General features: G+C 61.6%; 16 protein-coding genes. 5 read left to right on the forward strand and 11 right to left on the reverse strand.

The features are described 5' to 3' along the window. Position 1: 1 nt before the first annotated feature. From M2281_RS14345 to M2281_RS14355, 3 genes are all read right to left on the reverse strand, one after another. Complete coding sequence (locus M2281_RS14345; protein WP_280821808.1) at positions 2-721, reverse strand: SDR family NAD(P)-dependent oxidoreductase; 720 nt, start codon at positions 719-721, stop codon at positions 2-4. Next, positions 721-1,206 carry a MarR family winged helix-turn-helix transcriptional regulator gene (locus tag M2281_RS14350; RefSeq protein WP_280821809.1) on the reverse strand — a complete coding sequence of 162 codons (486 nt, stop codon included), beginning with the start codon at positions 1,204-1,206 and terminating at the stop codon, positions 721-723. Before M2281_RS14350 ends, M2281_RS14345 begins: the two co-directional genes overlap by 1 nt. Positions 1,207-1,446: 240 nt before the next feature. Then, on the reverse strand, positions 1,447-3,093 hold the full coding sequence (locus M2281_RS14355) for an ABC transporter ATP-binding protein (protein ID WP_280821810.1): 1,647 nt from the start codon (positions 3,091-3,093) through the stop codon (positions 1,447-1,449). A gap of 312 nt (positions 3,094-3,405) precedes the next feature. On the opposite strand from M2281_RS14355, the gene M2281_RS14360 reads away from it, so the two are divergent. From M2281_RS14360 to M2281_RS14370, 3 genes are read left to right on the forward strand one after another with little or no spacing between them, the layout of a single operon-like run. Further along, positions 3,406-4,347, forward strand: coding sequence for a nucleoside hydrolase (locus M2281_RS14360; protein WP_280821811.1), 942 nt, complete (start codon positions 3,406-3,408; stop codon positions 4,345-4,347). Between the two features lie 12 nt (positions 4,348-4,359). Further along, entirely contained in the window at positions 4,360-4,983 is a 624-nt protein-coding gene (locus tag M2281_RS14365) for a TetR/AcrR family transcriptional regulator (protein WP_280821812.1), read from the forward strand. 39 nt (positions 4,984-5,022) lie between these two features. Continuing rightward, positions 5,023-6,141, forward strand: coding sequence for a pyridoxal phosphate-dependent aminotransferase (locus M2281_RS14370; RefSeq protein WP_280821814.1), 1,119 nt, complete (start codon positions 5,023-5,025; stop codon positions 6,139-6,141). 80 nt (positions 6,142-6,221) lie between these two features. Here M2281_RS14370 and M2281_RS14375 read toward each other — a convergent pair whose 3' ends face one another. The 7 genes from M2281_RS14375 to M2281_RS14405 form a co-directional block, all read right to left on the reverse strand. After that, complete coding sequence (locus M2281_RS14375) at positions 6,222-6,974, reverse strand: amino acid ABC transporter ATP-binding protein (RefSeq protein WP_425537732.1); 753 nt, start codon at positions 6,972-6,974, stop codon at positions 6,222-6,224. 47 nt (positions 6,975-7,021) lie between these two features. Further along, a complete protein-coding gene (locus tag M2281_RS14380; protein ID WP_280821816.1) occupies positions 7,022-7,942 on the reverse strand; it encodes an amino acid ABC transporter permease in 921 nt (306 codons plus the stop codon). 73 nt (positions 7,943-8,015) lie between these two features. Next, entirely contained in the window at positions 8,016-8,876 is an 861-nt protein-coding gene (locus tag M2281_RS14385) for an ABC transporter substrate-binding protein (RefSeq protein WP_280821817.1), read from the reverse strand. A gap of 215 nt (positions 8,877-9,091) precedes the next feature. Then, entirely contained in the window at positions 9,092-9,904 is an 813-nt protein-coding gene (locus M2281_RS14390) for an ABC transporter permease (protein ID WP_280821818.1), read from the reverse strand. Further along, positions 9,901-10,797, reverse strand: coding sequence for an ABC transporter permease (locus M2281_RS14395; RefSeq protein ID WP_280821819.1), 897 nt, complete (start codon positions 10,795-10,797; stop codon positions 9,901-9,903). Before M2281_RS14395 ends, M2281_RS14390 begins: the two co-directional genes overlap by 4 nt. Continuing rightward, the gene (locus M2281_RS14400; protein WP_280821820.1) at positions 10,794-11,876 is read right to left on the reverse strand and encodes an ABC transporter ATP-binding protein; all 1,083 of its coding nucleotides are present in this window, start codon (positions 11,874-11,876) and stop codon (positions 10,794-10,796) included. The genes M2281_RS14395 and M2281_RS14400 overlap by 4 nt, the downstream gene beginning before the upstream one ends. Positions 11,877-11,947: 71 nt before the next feature. Then, a complete protein-coding gene (locus M2281_RS14405; protein WP_280821821.1) occupies positions 11,948-12,982 on the reverse strand; it encodes an ABC transporter substrate-binding protein in 1,035 nt (344 codons plus the stop codon). A gap of 168 nt (positions 12,983-13,150) precedes the next feature. Between M2281_RS14405 and M2281_RS14410 the strand changes: the two genes are divergently transcribed. Further along, complete coding sequence (locus M2281_RS14410; RefSeq protein WP_280821822.1) at positions 13,151-13,906, forward strand: FadR/GntR family transcriptional regulator; 756 nt, start codon at positions 13,151-13,153, stop codon at positions 13,904-13,906. Further along, complete coding sequence (locus M2281_RS14415) at positions 13,903-15,612, forward strand: AMP-binding protein (protein ID WP_280821823.1); 1,710 nt, start codon at positions 13,903-13,905, stop codon at positions 15,610-15,612. The genes M2281_RS14410 and M2281_RS14415 overlap by 4 nt, the downstream gene beginning before the upstream one ends. A gap of 8 nt (positions 15,613-15,620) precedes the next feature. Here M2281_RS14415 and M2281_RS14420 read toward each other — a convergent pair whose 3' ends face one another. Next, positions 15,621-16,427: an enoyl-CoA hydratase/isomerase family protein gene (locus tag M2281_RS14420; RefSeq protein WP_280821824.1), complete on the reverse strand. Its 807-nt coding sequence runs from the start codon at positions 16,425-16,427 to the stop codon at positions 15,621-15,623. Between the last annotated feature and the right edge of the window lie 11 nt (positions 16,428-16,438).

Genomic DNA, 16,438 nt, shown 5'->3' on the forward strand with positions numbered 1-16,438 from the left:
GTCAGAAAAACTCCTCCAGCTGACAATTGACCGCAAATTCGGCGACGCTGGCCTCGTTGGGCAGGTCGAGCAGCATTGAAACGATGCGGGCGAGATCCCGCGGGTCGGTCATGAGATCTTCGGGCCGGTCAGTGATGGACCGGGCCATGTCAGTCGCCACAAAGCCGGGGCAGACGGCGGTAGCCCGCACGCCGAGATCGAAGCCGGCATGGCGGATCGCATGGGCCAGCGCCACGGCCGCGAATTTGGACACGGAGTAGAGGCCCGACCGCGCCGACTTCACCCGCTTGCCCGAGAGCGAGGCGAGGATGACTACGCGCCCCCTGCCCGTTTGCACCAGCGGCTCCCAGGCGGCCTTGGCCAGCCGGCGCGGCGCCTTGACGTTGATGTCGAGCAGCGCGTCGATGTCTTGGTCGTCGGCCTCGATGACCGTCTTGGGGATCATGAGGCCGGCATTGGCCACGATAGCGTCGATGCGGCCGAAGGCGGCGAGTGCTGCTTCCACCCAGCGGGCTTCCGCCTCAGCGTCGCTCGCATCGTAGGCGTGGAGATGAACCTGGCGCTCGCCGGCCCATGCCGGCAATTCGGGCTTGCGCATGCCGAGCGACAGTCGCCAGCCCTGCCGGGCAAGCTCTGCGGCGATCGCCGCGCCGATGCCCCTGCTGGCGCCCGAGATGAGCGCGACGCGCCCGCTGCCGGTGTTGGTTTGCGCTTGGATCATCAGGAGAGCCCCGCTACGTGGCGATAGGCGCGCCGCAGGATGTCCATCAGCGCCTTCTGGTCGTCTTCAGGAATGAAGTGGAAAAATTCTCTGGACTGGGTGGTCACGAGCACGCGCACCCGCTCGGCGAGCTTGGCGCCCTTCGGCGTTATGTAAAGTTCCTGTGCGCGGCTGTCCTCGACCGACACTTCCCGCGTCAGCAGGCCGTGCTCCACCATCTGGTCGACGAGGCGGCCCATGGCCGAGCGGTCCTTCAGGGCGAGCTGCGCGATCACCGACGGGCGGATGCCCGGGTGACTGTCGACCAGAAGCAACGTGGTGATCTTGCCCGTGCCGCGTGCCACGTCGAGGCCTTCCAGGCGCTCGTCGAGATCGCGCGAGACGGCCATGTTGACGGTGCGGATGTAAAAGCTCAGCGTGTCTTTGAGAACGTCGAGATCGACGTCTGCCACCGAAGTCGGCGGCTTTTGACCAGCACTACCCACTGCAGCCCCTCCCCTCAAAAGAGCCAGCAAAATCCGTGCCTTGCATGGACCGCACGCAAGGGCAAACGGGGCGTTTCGCGATGATTTCTCGTTAGTCGCGAAATCATGAAACGCTAGATAGTGGACATATGCAACTATTTTTTCGAGTAGTACGGGGAAAATCTTTTCGCCCAAATGAAAACGCCTGCCCGTTTGCACGGGCAGGCGAACTGGAAGCTCCTGTCTGGCGGAAGTTGCGCCTCAGGCGGCGGGTTCCCACTCGCTGCCGGGGATGGCCGAGACCAGGCGCTGCGTGTAGTCGTGGGTCGGGGCGCGGAAGATCTTCGACGGCGGCCCGTATTCGACGATGCTGCCCTTGTACATCACCGCGACCTCATCGCAGATCTGGCTCGCCACGCGCAGGTCATGCGTGATGAAGATCATGGCGACCTTCATGACCCTCTGTATGCGGCCCAGCAGTTCGAGGATCTGCGCCTGGATGGAGACGTCGAGCGCTGACACCGCCTCGTCGGCGACGAGCAGCTCGGGGTCGAACATCAGCGCGCGGGCGATGCCGATGCGCTGGCGCTGGCCGCCGGAGAATTCGTGCGGGAAGCGGTCATAGGCGCCCTCGTCCAGGCCGACAAGCTTCAGCAGATCGAGCGCCTTGGCCTTGGCCTGGCTGATGGGCACGCCATGCGCCACCGGCCCGACGGTGAGCACACGGCCGATCGTGTGGCGCGGATTGAGCGAAGCGAAGGGGTCCTGGAAGATCATCTGGATCGAGGGCCGCAGCGGGCGGAAGGCCTCGTCCGACATCGGCACGATGTCGCGTCCGTCGAAGACGATTTTGCCGCCATCAGCATCCATCAGCTTCAAGAGCACCCGGCCGAGCGAAGATTTGCCCGACCCGCTCTCGCCGACAACGCCGAGCGTGCGACCCTTGCGGAGCGTGAAGCTGATATCGTTCACGGCGTGCACGGTGCGGCCCCTGGAGAAGAAGCCGCCGACGGCCCGGTAGGTCTTGTTGAGGTTCTGCACCTCCAGCACAACCGGCGTGTCATCCTCGGCCTCGCGGTCGGCGCTGCGCATGCGCGGCACGGCGGCAATCAGCCGTTGCGTGTAGGGATGGCACGGCCGGTTCAGCACCTCTGCCGCGGGCCCTTGCTCCACCAGCTTGCCCTTTTCCATCACGATCACACGGTCGGCGATCTCGGCCACCACGCCGAAGTCGTGGGTGATGAACATCACGCTCATGTTCTTGCGGCGCTGGATCTTGCGGATGAGCTCCAAGATCTGCGCCTGGGTGGTGACGTCGAGGGCGGTGGTTGGCTCGTCCGCGATCAGCACGTCGGGGTCGAGCGCCAGTGCCATGGCGATCATGACGCGCTGGCGCTGCCCGCCCGACAGGCGGAATGGATACTGGTACTGCAACAGGCCGGGGTCGGGCAGCCCGACCTCGTTAAGGAGTTCGAGAACCTTGGCGCGACGGCTTTCGGGCGTGTCCACACCATGCGCCTCCATGACCTCGACGATCTGGTCGCCGATCGTCATCAGCGGATTGAGCGCCGAGAGCGGGTCCTGGAAGATGATCGACACAGCGCGGCCACGCAAGGCGCGCAGCTTGTCCTCGGGCGTGTTCACTAGGTCCATGCCCTTGAACTGGATGCTTCCGGCCGTGACCTTGATGACGGGGGAGAGCAGCCCCATGATCGCATTGGCGGTGACCGATTTGCCCGAGCCGGATTCGCCGATGATGCAGAGGATTTCGCCGGCCTTGAGGTCGAAGGAGATGTCACGCACAGCATGAACGCGCTCCATCCCCGTGGGGAGACTGACGGTCAGTTCGCGCACGGAAAGCACGACTTCCCCGGATGAATTCGTCGTGGCTGTGGTCGCAGATGACATTGAAATCCCCTCAGTGGCGATGCATTTCGCTTCTTTGCTTCGGCAGTCTGTTTCAAATCGATCGCCTTAGCAACCAGCTCTGTTCCGCTACATCGGACCTCTGCAGGCACGGCTTCCGCGGAATACCGGAGTCGCCACAAACATTCGCGCAATCCGGCATGTGCCAAAAGGACGGGGTCACAGAAATCCTACGCTCACCGGAGGGCACACAGGGCATTTCCTCCTTGAAAATAACATACAGTACTGTACGCTTTTGCTTCGATAAAGGAATGCCGGTGTCGTCCAGGCAGCCAACACAGAGGGGGAATCGGAGTGGCACCACGTAAGATAATAATCGACACCGACCCCGGTCAGGACGATGCCTTCGCCATCCTCTTCGCACTCGGCTCAAAGGAACTGGAAGTAGTCGCGCTCACAACGGTCGCCGGCAATGTCCCGCTGACGCTGACCTCGCGCAATGCGCTGCAGATCGCCGAGCTCGCCGGGCGCACTGATGTTCCGGTCTATGCCGGCTGCGCCCGGCCAATGGTTAAACAACTCAAGACTGCCGAATATGTACATGGGCCTACCGGCATCGACGGCTGTGTGTTGCCCGAGCCATCGGTGTCGTTGCAGGACAAGCACGCCGTTAACTTCCTTGTCGATACGCTGATGGCCGCACCCGCGGGCGAGATCACCGTCTGCACGCTGGGACCCATGACCAATCTTGGCATGGCGATGGTGATGGAGCCACGCATTGTCCCACGCATCCGCGAAGTGGTGCTGATGGGCGGCGGCTTCTTCGAGGGCGGCAATACCACCCCCGCCGCGGAGTTCAACATCTGGGTCGATCCGCACGCGGCAAGCGTTGTGTTCGAATCCGGCGCGCCGATTACGATGGCCGGTATCGACTGCACCTACACCGCCCAGATGACGCCAGAGTGGCTGCATCAGTTGCGTGCACTCGGAACTCGCTCGGCCATTGAAGCCGCCAACATGGCTGACTTCTATCGCAAGTACGGCTCGCACAAATTCCCGACCGAAGCCCGCCCGATCCACGACGCCTGCGTCACCGGCTATTTACTCGCGCCACATCTCTACGAGCAGAAGCAGTGCAACGTCACCATCGAGCTGATGTCGCCTGAGACCATCGGCATGACCGTCGTCGACTGGTGGCAAGTCACCGGCCGACGCAAGAACTGCAACGTGCTTCGGCGCATCAATGCGGACGGCTTCTTCGCGCTGATGCTCGAGCGCTTCGGCAACCTCCCCTGAGAGAACATAGACATGTCAAAGAGCGCAGCCTCTGCCAATCCGAAGCCGGCAAGACGCCGGGCCGCCAAGGTCGAGGCGCGCAAGACGCTGTCACGGGAAGACTGGATCGCCGCGGCAACGGCTACGCTAGAGAGGAAAGGCATCGCCAACGTAAAGATCGATCGCCTTTCCAAGCAGTTGAAGGTCACACGTGGCAGCTTCTACTTCCATTTCACGAACTTGAAGGACCTACTCAACAGCCTCCGTGAAGAGTGGAGGCTACGCAACTGCAAGCCGTTTCAGGACTTACGGGACACTGATGTGACCGACGGCCCAGCCTTCTTCGATGCCGTCACCGGAGTCTGGATAAGGGAAGATCCATTCAGCCCTCGGCTCGATCTGGCAATCCGCGACTGGGCGCGAAGCTCCAACAGAATTGCTCGCGAAGTAACCGAGCAGGATGACTTCCGCATGTCGCTGCTCATCAGGGCATTCGAGGCAATGAACTACGACCCCGACGAGAGCTTGATCCGCGCCCGCGTCACCTACTTCCAGCAGATTGGCTACTACGCCACCTACTTCAAAGAACCGCCGGCGGAGCGAAAGCGCTTCCGGCCGCTCTACACCAAGATTCTTGCCGGTTCCGTCGACCGTTGACGGTGCCTCGCCTTTTACGAGCAAAGTTTGAGGAACGAAATGACATTGCCAGTCCCCTATCTTGCCGCCCGCACGCTGACCGTGGTGAAGCCGATCGACACATCAGGTGCAAAACGCATCGTCAATCTGGGGCTCAACGAAAGCTGGCTCGGCACCGCACCAGGGGCAATCGAAGCAATCCGCGCATCGGCTGCAGACGTCCACCGTTATTCCGACCCCGGCTGCAAAGTGATGCGCGCGGCGATCGGCAAACAGTTCCGGCTCGATCCTGCCCGCATCGTTTGCGGCAACGGCTCTGAGGAGTTGCTCGATGCCGTCGGCCGCGTCTATGCGCGTGCCGGCGACGAGATCCTGTTCCCAGCCTATTCCTTCCTGCAATTCAACATCGTCGCCTACCGCATCGGTGCCAAGGCGGTCGAGGTACCGCTGGGTGCGAACTTCGCCGTCGACATCGATATGTTGCTGGCGGCGGTCACGCCCGCCACGCGTGTCGTCTTCCTCGCCAACCCCAACAATCCCACTGGCGTTGCCGTGCCGATGGACGAAGTGGCACGGCTGGCGCGCGAGTTGCCGTCGCACATCGTTCTAGTACTGGATGCGGCCTATGCCGAATATGTCGATCCGGCCGAGTCGGAGGCAACCTTCGAAATCGCCGACAGGCACCCGAATGTCGTGGTGACACGTACCTTCTCCAAGGCTTACGGCCTCGCCGCAGCACGCGCCGGCTGGGCCTATGCTCATCCGGAAGTGGCGACCGCACTCAACAATGTGCGCGGCATCGGCAATGTGAACGGCATGGCGCAGGCCGCTGCAACGGTGGCGATCGCCGCGCAGGGCTTTGTCAAAGAAATTCGCGAGCGGACGGCCGAAGGGCGCGACTATCTGCACGGCAGGCTGCGCGCGCTCGGCTTCGAGCTTTCGCCTAGCGTCGCCAATTTTGCCTTTGCCCGCTTGCCTGGCGCGCCCGCTGGCTGGGCCCAAGACACTGTGGCGCGGCTGGCCAAGCAGGGCTTTATTTTCCGCTCCAACGAGGACTACGGCCTCCCGGACTGGCTGCGCATCACCGTCGCCGATCAGGCCGACCTCGACGAAATGCTTCAATTGCTAGCGATCGAAGTTGAAGCAGTAACGGGCGAGAAGCTTGCAGCTGGCGGCTGAGCCGCCGGCCACGGGCTCCCAATACAAACAGGAAAAGTCCGGCGGTGCCGGGCTTTTACCGTTTGGCCGCCAACTGGCTCTCACAGTACGCGCGACAAGAACTCTCGCGTGCGCGGCGATTGCGGATTGGCGATCATTTCCCTCGGTTCGCCGCGCTCCTCGACCACGCCACGATCCATGAAGATCAGTTGATCCCCCACCTCGCGCGCGAAACCGATCTCATGCGTCACCACCACCATGGTCATGCCGCTTTCAGCGAGATCGCGCATGACCAGCAGCACCTCGCCGACCAGTTCAGGGTCGAGTGCCGAGGTCGGCTCGTCAAACAACAGCACCTTCGGGTTCATTGCCAGCGCCCGTGCAATCGCGACCCGCTGCTGCTGACCACCAGAAAGCTGGCGCGGATAGTAGCCCGCCTTGTCAGCTAGTCCCACACGCTCCAGAAGCGCATGAGCCTTGTCCTTGGCCTCGTTACGCGACAAGCCCTTCACCATAATCGGGGCCTCGATCAGGTTCTCTAGCGCCGTCATGTGCGAGAACAGGTTGAATGACTGGAACACCATGCCGATATTGGCGCGGCGCTTGCACAGGAGGCTGTTTTTGACCTCGTAAAGCTTGCCGTTGCGCAAATCGTAGCCGACGAACTCACCATCAACCAGAAGTACGCCGCCGCTCACCTCCTCGAGATGATTGATGCAGCGCAGAAAGGTGCTCTTACCTGAGCCCGACGGACCGATAATACAGGCCACGGAGCCGGCCGGTACGTTAAGGTCGATACCTTTCAATACCTCCAGAGCCCCGAACGATTTGCGTACGCCGCTGGCGAACACCATCGAATTCTGGGGAACACTGAAGCGAGCCTGGTTTTCTTTCTTCGATGTCATGCCGGCTGTGCCACCCTTCCAATTTTGAAGGCGCGCCTCAGGATGCCGCCTGCCGCACTCGCCTGCTGCTTGTCGCTCCTGCCGTAATACTGCTCGATATAGTGCTGGCAGATCGACAGTATGGTGACGACAAACAGATACCAGAAGGCGACCACGATCAGCAGCGGGATGGTCTCGAAGGTGCGCGCATAGATGCTTTGTGCGGCATAGAGAAGGTCGTTGACCGCGATGATGGTGACGAGCGATGTCGTCTTGAGCAGATTGATGGTCTCGTTTCCGGTCGGCGGCACGATGAAGCGCATGGCCTGCGGCAGGGTGATGCGGCGCAGAATCAACCGGTGGTTCATACCAAGGCTGCCCGCCGCCTCGGTCTGGCCGTTGGGAACCGACTTGATGCCGGCGCGCACGATCTCGGCCATGTAGCCGGCCTCATGAAGAGACAGGGCGATGACAGCAGCGACGAAGGGCGTCATGAAATCGTTGGTCTTGATCGAAAAGACCGTGCCAACCAAGGGCAGCGTCAGCGAGAACTCGCGCACGATGAGCGACAGGTTGAACCAGAAGATCAGCTGGATCAGCGCCGGCGCGCCGCGGAAGAACCAGATATAGGCGCTGGCAAAGGCGTTGAGGATGCGGCTGGGCGAAAGCCGCATGACGGCGACGACGGTGCCGATGATGATAGCCAGCACCATGATAGTTACGGTCAAGGCTAGCGTCTGGCCAAGTCCGCGAATGATCGATGGATGGAACAAATATTTGCCGACAGTCGGCCAATCGAAGGCCGGATTGGTTGCCAGCGCCTTTGCTATCAGCAGCAGTACAGCCAACGCAGCAGCCGTGCCGATCCAGAGGCCGTAGTGGCGCACTGGCACGACAGTCAGCGCCTCGTTCGGAGCTTGCGTTTCGGCCCGGTTCATTCGGCCGTCCTCCAGAACAAAGATACGAAAATGCCGGCGAGGGAGAAAAAGGCCCCTCGCCGGGTCGGGTGAATTATTTGCGGATCTTGTCGGCGCTGTCGACGACGTAGGCTTCCTCAATCATCGCACTGGTCATCCCATACTTGGCCATGACGGTCTTGTAGGTACCGTTTTTGATCAGCTCTTCGAGCGCCGCACGCAGCATCTCGGCCGTTTCGGTATCGCCCTTTGGAACAGCAATGCCGAGCGGCGCCACGTCGTATAGGCCCGGCACGACCACCATCTGTCCCTTGCTGGTGACCTCGAAATAGCCGGAAGCGGTAGCGTCATCGAGCCGCGCATCGATGCGGTCGGAAAGCGCTGCCTGGATGATGTCCTTGCCTTCCGGGAAGATACTTTTGGTGATCTCCGGCAGGCCCTTTTCCTTGCACTCTTGGCTGAGGCGATCGGCGATGAAGTCCGAAACCGCACCGCCGATGACGCCCACGCGCTTGCCGCAGAGGTTGTTTTCGCCCTGAAATTGCGGCGCCTTGTCGGCCGTTGTCGAGGCGACGATGCCCGACTTGATGAACATGACGAAGTCAACCTGCTTCAGGCGCTCGTCGGTGGCCGCGAAGGTTTCCCAGGCCACCTTGAAACGTCCTGCAGCCAGTCCGGGCACCATTGACGGGAAGGGAATGCGCGTCACCTCGAGTTCGGCACCAAGCAGCTTTGCCGCTTCTTCGGCCAATTCGATGTTAATGCCGACTTGTTTGCCGCTCTCGTCGATGAACTCGAAGGGTGCGTATTCGAGCGTATTGGCGATGATGAGCTTGCCCGTGTCCTTGACGTCGGGCGCCTTGGGCAACTCGGCGGCGCCGAGCGCGCCGGTCGCGCTGAAAAATGCGGCGGCGGCAAGCATCCCGCCACGCAGGGACGAAAGATATCGTTGCATGTGAACCCTCCTCATTGTGCTGACGGTGGCGGCCTCGAGCGTGGTCCGGCCACCGAAACTGCGTTCCCCTAGTCCGCATTTCGCGGTGTTGTTGTCGTTTGCAGTCTCATCAGAAGTCTAATCTGATATTGAAATGTATTTTTACGCTCTCGCCTTTGTCAAGCAAACCGCAGTGACGGCTGCAGCTATTTTCGATGGGTCTCCTACCGGCCTCCTCAAAACCTCAGCGACCTCAATCCCACCGTGCGGTCGATGATCAGGATCGCGGCAAAAGTCAGAAAGATGCTGAGCGAAGCGATTGCTGCGGCTGTCGGGTCGAAATTGAAGCGCAGATAGTCGAACAACTCCAGTGGCAGCGTGTTGCTGCCCAGCGATTTCAGCAGCAGCGAGATGTTGAAGATGTCGAACGAGATCACAAAAGCGAACAGGCAGCCAGTGATGATGCCCGGTTTGATTGCCGGCAACGTCACGCGCCGGAACCTCATCCACGCTCCTGCACCGAGGCTGCGCGCGGCTTCCTCCTGCGAGCGATCGAAGTTGAACAGCGCCGACGATACGTTGAGGAAAACATAGGGGAAGGTGACGACGATGTGGCCGATCTGGATGCCGATCGAATAGTCGGTCCCAATTCCGATTTCATAGAAGTAAAACAGCAGCGCAATCGCCGTCAGGATTTCCGGAACCAGCAGCGGACTGGTCATGATGAGCCTGATGCGGTCTCGATTGCTTCCAGCATGGCGGGCGACATAAATGGCCGCCATCGTGCCGATGACACCATTGACGATCATGGAGATCGTGGCGATCCGAAACGAATAGGACGTAGCCTCGAGGAAGCGCGTGTTGGAAAACAGCGCCGCAAACCAGCGCAGCGAGAAACCTTCGAGAGGGAAGGCGAGGAACTCACCCGAATTGAAGGAAAGCAATACCACCAGCACGATCGGGAACATCAAGAAGATGTATATTGCCGCGACCAGCACGGCGAACAGCCGATCCCAGATCGTCTTTTCGACACCGGTTGCGTCCCTCATGGCAACCTCCGCATGGCGCGCGCCGTCAACTTGAGATAGAGGCCGACGAAGATGACCGCCACCGCGGCCATGATGATGGCGAGTGCTGCACCCGCCGGCCAACGGAAGTTGTCGACCAGATATTGGACGACCAGCACCGACATAGTGCGCCCGCCCGTGCCACCGAGCATGGCCGGGGTGACATAGGCGCTGATCGACAGCACAAAGACCAGAATGGTGCCGGCCTGGATGCCGGGCAGGCTGAGCGGCAGCGTCACTTTGAGGAAAGTGCGCATGCGCGAGGCGCCCAGCGAACGCGACGCCATGGCGAGATCAGGGCTGATCGCCTGCAGGTTTCCGAGCAGCGGCAGGATGACGAAAGGCAAGAACACATGTGTCAGCGCAATCGTCACGCCCACCGGATTGTTCATGAGCTGCAATGGGAAGTTGATGAGCCCAAGCGCCATCAGTGCCTTGTTGGCGACGCCGTTGTTAGACAGGATGATCATCCAGGCGAATGTGCGTACCACGAGGCCGACCAGAAGCGGCGACAGCACGAAGATGTACAGCAGGCTGGTCCAGCGCGAGCGCGAATTGGCAAGGTGGTAGGCGACCGGATAGCCGAGCAGCAGGGTGACGATGGTTACGATCGCGCCCATCAACAGCGTGCGGCCAAGGATGCCCCAGATATAGAAGTCGCCCAGCGCTGTGGTGTAGTGCGCGAGCGTAAAACCTTCGCCATAGACTGCGCGGGTCGAGGCTTCGCGCAGGCTCATCGTGATGATGGTGAGATAGGGCAGCGCGAAGAAGCCTATCAGCAGCACCAGGGCCGGCAGCACCATCCAGACAGGACCGACCTTGCCGATGCCGATCGTCGGTGTTTCGATGCGGGGAGCAGCTTCGGTTGCGCTCATGACGCCAACAGCCATGCGTCGCGCGGTGCAAAGCGCAGCGCCACCTCTTCCCCCACCGCCATCGGATTGCGCCCGCTCACATCCACGACCATCTCGTCCCCGCTTGCCAGACGGACTTTCAACTGTGTGCCGTTGCCCTGATAGGTGGCGCTGACCACCGAACCGCCCAGCACGTTCTCGTCTGAGGTCGATGTGTTGGCGGCCTCGCCATGCCGGCGGGTCCGGATGTTCTCTGGACGGATCATGACACGCACATCCGTACCATTGACCAGTCCTCCGGGGCCATGCGTGCCGATGGTCCCACAGAGTGTCTCGATCTTATAGCTGTCAGGGCCAAGAGCTTCGGACACCTTGCCGACAATGGTATTGGAGCGGCCGATGAAGCCCGCAACGGTCTGCGAGGCCGGGCGCTCATATATGTCGCGCGGAGTGCCGAACTGCGAGATCACACCCGAGTTCATCACCACGATCTTGTCGGACATGACTATCGCCTCCGACTGGTCGTGGGTGACATAAATGCTAGTGATGCCGACGCGCTGCTGGAGATCGCGTATGAAGAAGCGCATCTCGTCGCGCAGCGTGGCGTCTAGATTGGCCAGCGGTTCGTCTAGAAGGAGCACGGACGGCTCGATGACCAGCGCGCGCGCCAGCGCCACGCGCTGCTGCTGTCCGCCGGAGAGCTCACGCGGGAAACGTGCCTCGTAGCCCTGCAGCCTCACCATGGAAAGCACCTCGGTGATGCGCCGCTTGCGTTCGGCAGGCACAACCTTACGTACTTCCAATCCAAAGCTTAGGTTTTCGGCCACCGTCATGTGCGGAAACAGCGCATATGACTGGAACACCATACCGATGTCGCGGTGTTCGGGCAGCGCGCGGGTCACGTCGCGCTCGCCGAAGAGAATGCGTCCGCTATCGGGCCGCTCGAAGCCGGCGATGCAGCGCAACGTGGTGGTCTTGCCGCAGCCGCTTGGCCCGAGCAGAGACACGAATTCGCCTTGGGCAATGGAAACCGAAATATCCTTCAGGATGTGCAGGTTGCCATACCGCTTGTTGATGCGGTCGATGGTCAGTGCGGTCATCCGGCCTCCTCGCCAATCTGTCTTCCGCCGGGAGCAGTATCTCCCAACAAGGCATCACAAGGCTGTACCCCTCAGGCCATTTCTCGGTTCCAGCGGTCGGCTATGTCGGCTGCGTTGTCGACATAGCTGTTCCAGTTGTAGCTCTTGATCTCGGCCATACGCTCGCCGACGATGGGCGTGCGTTTCTGCATGTCGACATCCACTGCGGACGCCTTATTGCTGGGCGAGGTGTAGAATGCTTTCGCCATGTCCTGCTGGACCTGCGGATCGAGCACATAGTTGAGATAGGCGTGCGCGGCATCCTTCTCCGCGCCGGTTTTGACCAGGTTGAAGGATTGTTCGAAGGCAAGCACGCCTTCCTTCGGCGCAACGATCGCGATCGGTGCGCCCTTGTCCTGCAGCACCATCGCCTCGGTCCAGTCGACCGGCGCAATTACGCAGTCGCCACGCATCAGCGCAGTCGACAGCTCGCCACTCCACGAGGCCTGCATAAAGGGCAGCAGTTCCTTGATTTTGGCAAAAGCCGCATCGAAATCGTCCGGCCCCGAACCGAACAGTTCGCCCACCAGGCGTAGGAACAGCACCGCGCCGGTGTTGCCGATCTGATAGAGGCCTGTCCTGCCCTTGAACTCCGGATTTTCCCACAGATCGTGCCAGGAGGTGGGCGCTGTCTTGACCATGTCGGTGCGGTAGGCAAGGCCGATCGGCGAAACGATGGCGCGGATCCCGTTTGCGTCCTTGTTGACGAATTGCGGAAACACATTTTGCGCATTCGGTAGTTTGGCGAGATCGAAGGGCTCGAAGAAGCCCTCAGCGCGCAACATGGCGGCGATGTTTTCATTGCCCATGAAGATGCTATAAGGTGATCGGTCGCCGCCGGCTCGGATCTTGGCCACGAAATCCTTGCCCAGCCCGACATCGAGCTGCGGCTGGATACCGGTGGCCGAGGTCAGTCCGGGCAGCAGCTTGTCCTGCCAAAACTTCGCCCACAGCCCGCCATAGGTGGGCACAACGAGCGAAGATTGCGCTGCAGCCAGGCGCGGCAGGGTCATTGAGGCGAAGACAGCCGTCGCAGCGACGGCGAATTCACGCCTTGTCAGCTTCATCGAAAACATCTCCCATGTTCCCACTGCAATTTCTTGTTGTTAGGCTGCGTCGCAGATAACCGCAGCTGACTTAGGGGAAGGCTTGCATCTTTTGCCCAATTGGTCAACAATTTAGATATTGTAATATTTAAATATTAGTGCGGAACGCGGCGAGGGAGAAGGACGCGCATGGAGGAGGCCAAATCGGAGATTCAGGCAACCAAGAGCCTGGCACACCAGATCGCGACCGCGCTGCAACAGGAAATCATCCAGGGCGCGCTGAGCGTCGAGTCACGTCTGCCGTCCGAGGCTGAGATCGCCAAGCGCTTCAGCGTGTCTCAGCCGACCGTGCGCGAGGCTCTGAAGATCCTCGCCGCCAAGAAGCTGGTGCGCTCCAAACGCGGCCCCAATGGCGGCGTCTTCGTCAATGCACCGTCGCTGACCGCAACCAGCCAGATGCTGCAGGAGATGACGACCTGGTTCGTCGGTCTGGGCGTGTTCGATCTCAATGAAATCGTCGAGGCGCGCCTGTTGCTGGGTCGCACCTGCGTGCAGCTAGCCGCCGAGCGCGCTACGCCGGAAGACCTGGCATCCATAGAGGCGACGCTGGAAGCCTTCGAGCGCAGCGACATTTCCGACGAGGAATTTTGCCGGCTAGATGTCGCCTTTCACCATGCCATCGCGCAGGCCACCGGCAACAACGAATTGCGCTTCATCATGCTGGTGGTGAACGATTCGCTCATCCCCGCCACCAACATGATCTCCTTCCGCTTCCGCGAGCGCGGCCGCGTGGTGGCGCTGCATGCCGACATCCTCGAAGCGCTGCGCATACGAGACTCTGCGGCGGCCACTTCAGCTTTCGAGGAACTCATCGCCTATCAATCGAGCGTCTACGAAAAGGCGCTGTCGGCTCGCGAGGCCGCCAAGCGGCAGGAAAGCCTGTGACGCAGCTTGTCGCCGATGAACTGATCCTGCTCGAAGAGCGGCGTGGCGACGGCAATCCGGTCTATCGCAGTTCGGTTGCCCTGCCCGGCGGCCTGCCCGACATTTTTGCACGGCTGCGCCATTGGGCAGACATGCACCCGGACAGGGTCCTACTGTCCGAGCCATGGCAAGGCGGACGGCGCAGCGTCTCCTATGCCGAGGCGCTGTCCCGCGCCCGAGTGCTGCGGCAGCAGCTCGCCGAGCACCACGGCCTGCGCAAGGGCGATTGCTTGGCTGCGCTTGCGCCAGCCGGCGTCGATGCGCTTCTGCTGAAGCTCGCCTGCCTTGCCGGCGGATTTGTCCACGCGGCGCTGCCGCCGTTTCCGTTTCGGAATGGCGCGCATGGCGAAGGCACAAAGCCATTTCTCGACGCAGCCAAGCCCAGCCTGATCGTCACGCCAGAAAATCACCCGGCGATTGCCGGGATGGGCGCTGTATCGACTACCGATCTGATGGCAACGTTGCCCGACGAAGATGCAGGCGAGACGGAAGACGCCGATGCCTTGCCCGACGACTGGGCGGCGATTTTCTTCACATCCGGCAGCACCGGCACACCGAAGGGCGTTCCAATCACCCGCGGCATGATTTCTTCCAACCAGGGTGCCATTGCCGCCATGTGGCCCTTTCTCGCGCAGGAACCGCCTGTTCTGGTCGATTGGCTGCCCTGGCACCACGTCTTCGGCGGCCTCGACAACATCTTCAAGATGATCTGGAATGGCGGCACCCTGCATGTCGATGCGGCGCCGAGCACCGCCAGCATGGAAGCCACTGTTCGGCTTTTGGAAGAAGTTTCCCCCACCATGCATATCGCCGTGCCGCTGGGACTGCGCCTGCTGCTCGACCAACTGGAAAACGATAGGTGCGGCACCGAAGCCTTCACACGCAAGCTGCGTGCCATCTTCTTCGCCGGCGCCGGCATCGATGCGGATCTCTGGCGCCGGCTGGCTGCCTTCAGCGACGCCCATGGCGCGTTCCAAATCCTGTCCGGCTACGGCGCGACGGAAGCGGCGTCGACCATCTGCCTTTCCCCCGCACCCTTGGAGCAGCCGGGCGAGCTTGGGCATCCCCTGCCTGGCCACCTTATCGCTCTGGTGGACGCCGACGGCCGCAGCGAGCTACGTGTTTCCGGCCCAAACATCGCGCCCTGCTACCTTATCGGCGAACGCCGAGTCGACCTGCCGATGGACGAGTACGGCTTTTATCGCACCGGAGACGCGGCCGTGCTGCGCAACCGTTCCGACGAGGTTCCTGTATTTGCCTTTGACGGTCGGCTCGCGGAAGACTTCAAACTGTCGAGCGGGATAAAAGTGCGCGCCGGGCCGCTGCGTGCCGGGCTTTTGGCGCATTGCGCGCCGCTGGTGGACGATATCGTGATCGGCGGCGAAAACCGCGACCGGCTGGTGGCGCTCGTCTTTGTATCGGGAGCCGGCAAATCAGAGGAAAATCTTCTGGGAGTGCTGGCCGCACGATTCGGCAGTTGGAACGCCGCCAATGCCGGAGGCTCGACCGCCATCGCCCGCTTCAAGCTGGCCGGAGTGCCAGCCGATCGCAGCCGCGGCGAACTCTCCGAGAAGGGCCAGATCGTGCAGTCGCGCTATCTGCGCAACCACCCCGAGATTTTCGAGGCACTGCAGGCGGGAGAAGGCCAGGCGCCTCGCGGCGCCTGACCCCCCGTTCAGTCGAGGTCGCGAAACGGCTTTTCGCGGATGGCGAGAAATTCCTTCAGCGAGTGCTCTTTCAGCAGCCGCATCCAGTGGCGGCCCTCTTCGGAGGCGTGCAGGATGGCGGTCGTCTCGCGATTGTAGGTCCACGAGCTGTCCAGCCCGGCAGTCTGCTGCTGGTGATTGAGCGCGGCCTTGGCGAACTTGATCGCGGCTCCCGGCATACGCGCACATTTGCGGGCGAGCTTTTCGGCTTCGGTCTTGAGCTGGTCGCGCGACACCGCCTTGTTGACGAGATGGATGCGCTCGGCCTCGCGGCCATCGATCAGGTCGCCGGTGTACATCAGGCGGCGCGCATGGATCATCGGCACCGTCCAGGGCAGCATCAGGGTTGGCGGCGCGGAAACGTGGCGCACCTCCGGCTCGCCTAGCATCGCGTCCTCGGCGGCAATGGACATGTCGCAGCACATCATCAGCTCGAGCCCGCCGGCCAGCGCATAGCCGTTGACGGCCGCGATGATCGGGATCGGCGCTTCCCGAATGAACTGCATGCGACGCATGTTGGCGCCGATGTCCTCACGCCAGGCCTCTGCATCCATCTCGAAATCCTCGCCGCCGAGATCGAAGCCGGCGGTGAAGGCACGGCCAGCGCCAGTAATAATCACGGCGCGCACATCCGGCGCCTTGACCGCGCGCGCAATCGCTGCCTCCAGTGCGTCACCAAGCTCCTGGTTCATGGCATTCATCTTGTCGGGCCGGTTGAGAGTCAGAGTGACAAAGGCATCCTGCGCGTCTTTCTCCCAGAGTACGGTGTCGCTCACGGTGTTTCCTC

Source organism: Pseudaminobacter soli (ex Li et al. 2025) (assembly GCF_029892515.1).
In the GTDB taxonomy this organism is placed as follows: Bacteria; Pseudomonadota; Alphaproteobacteria; order Rhizobiales; family Rhizobiaceae; genus Pseudaminobacter; species Pseudaminobacter soli_A.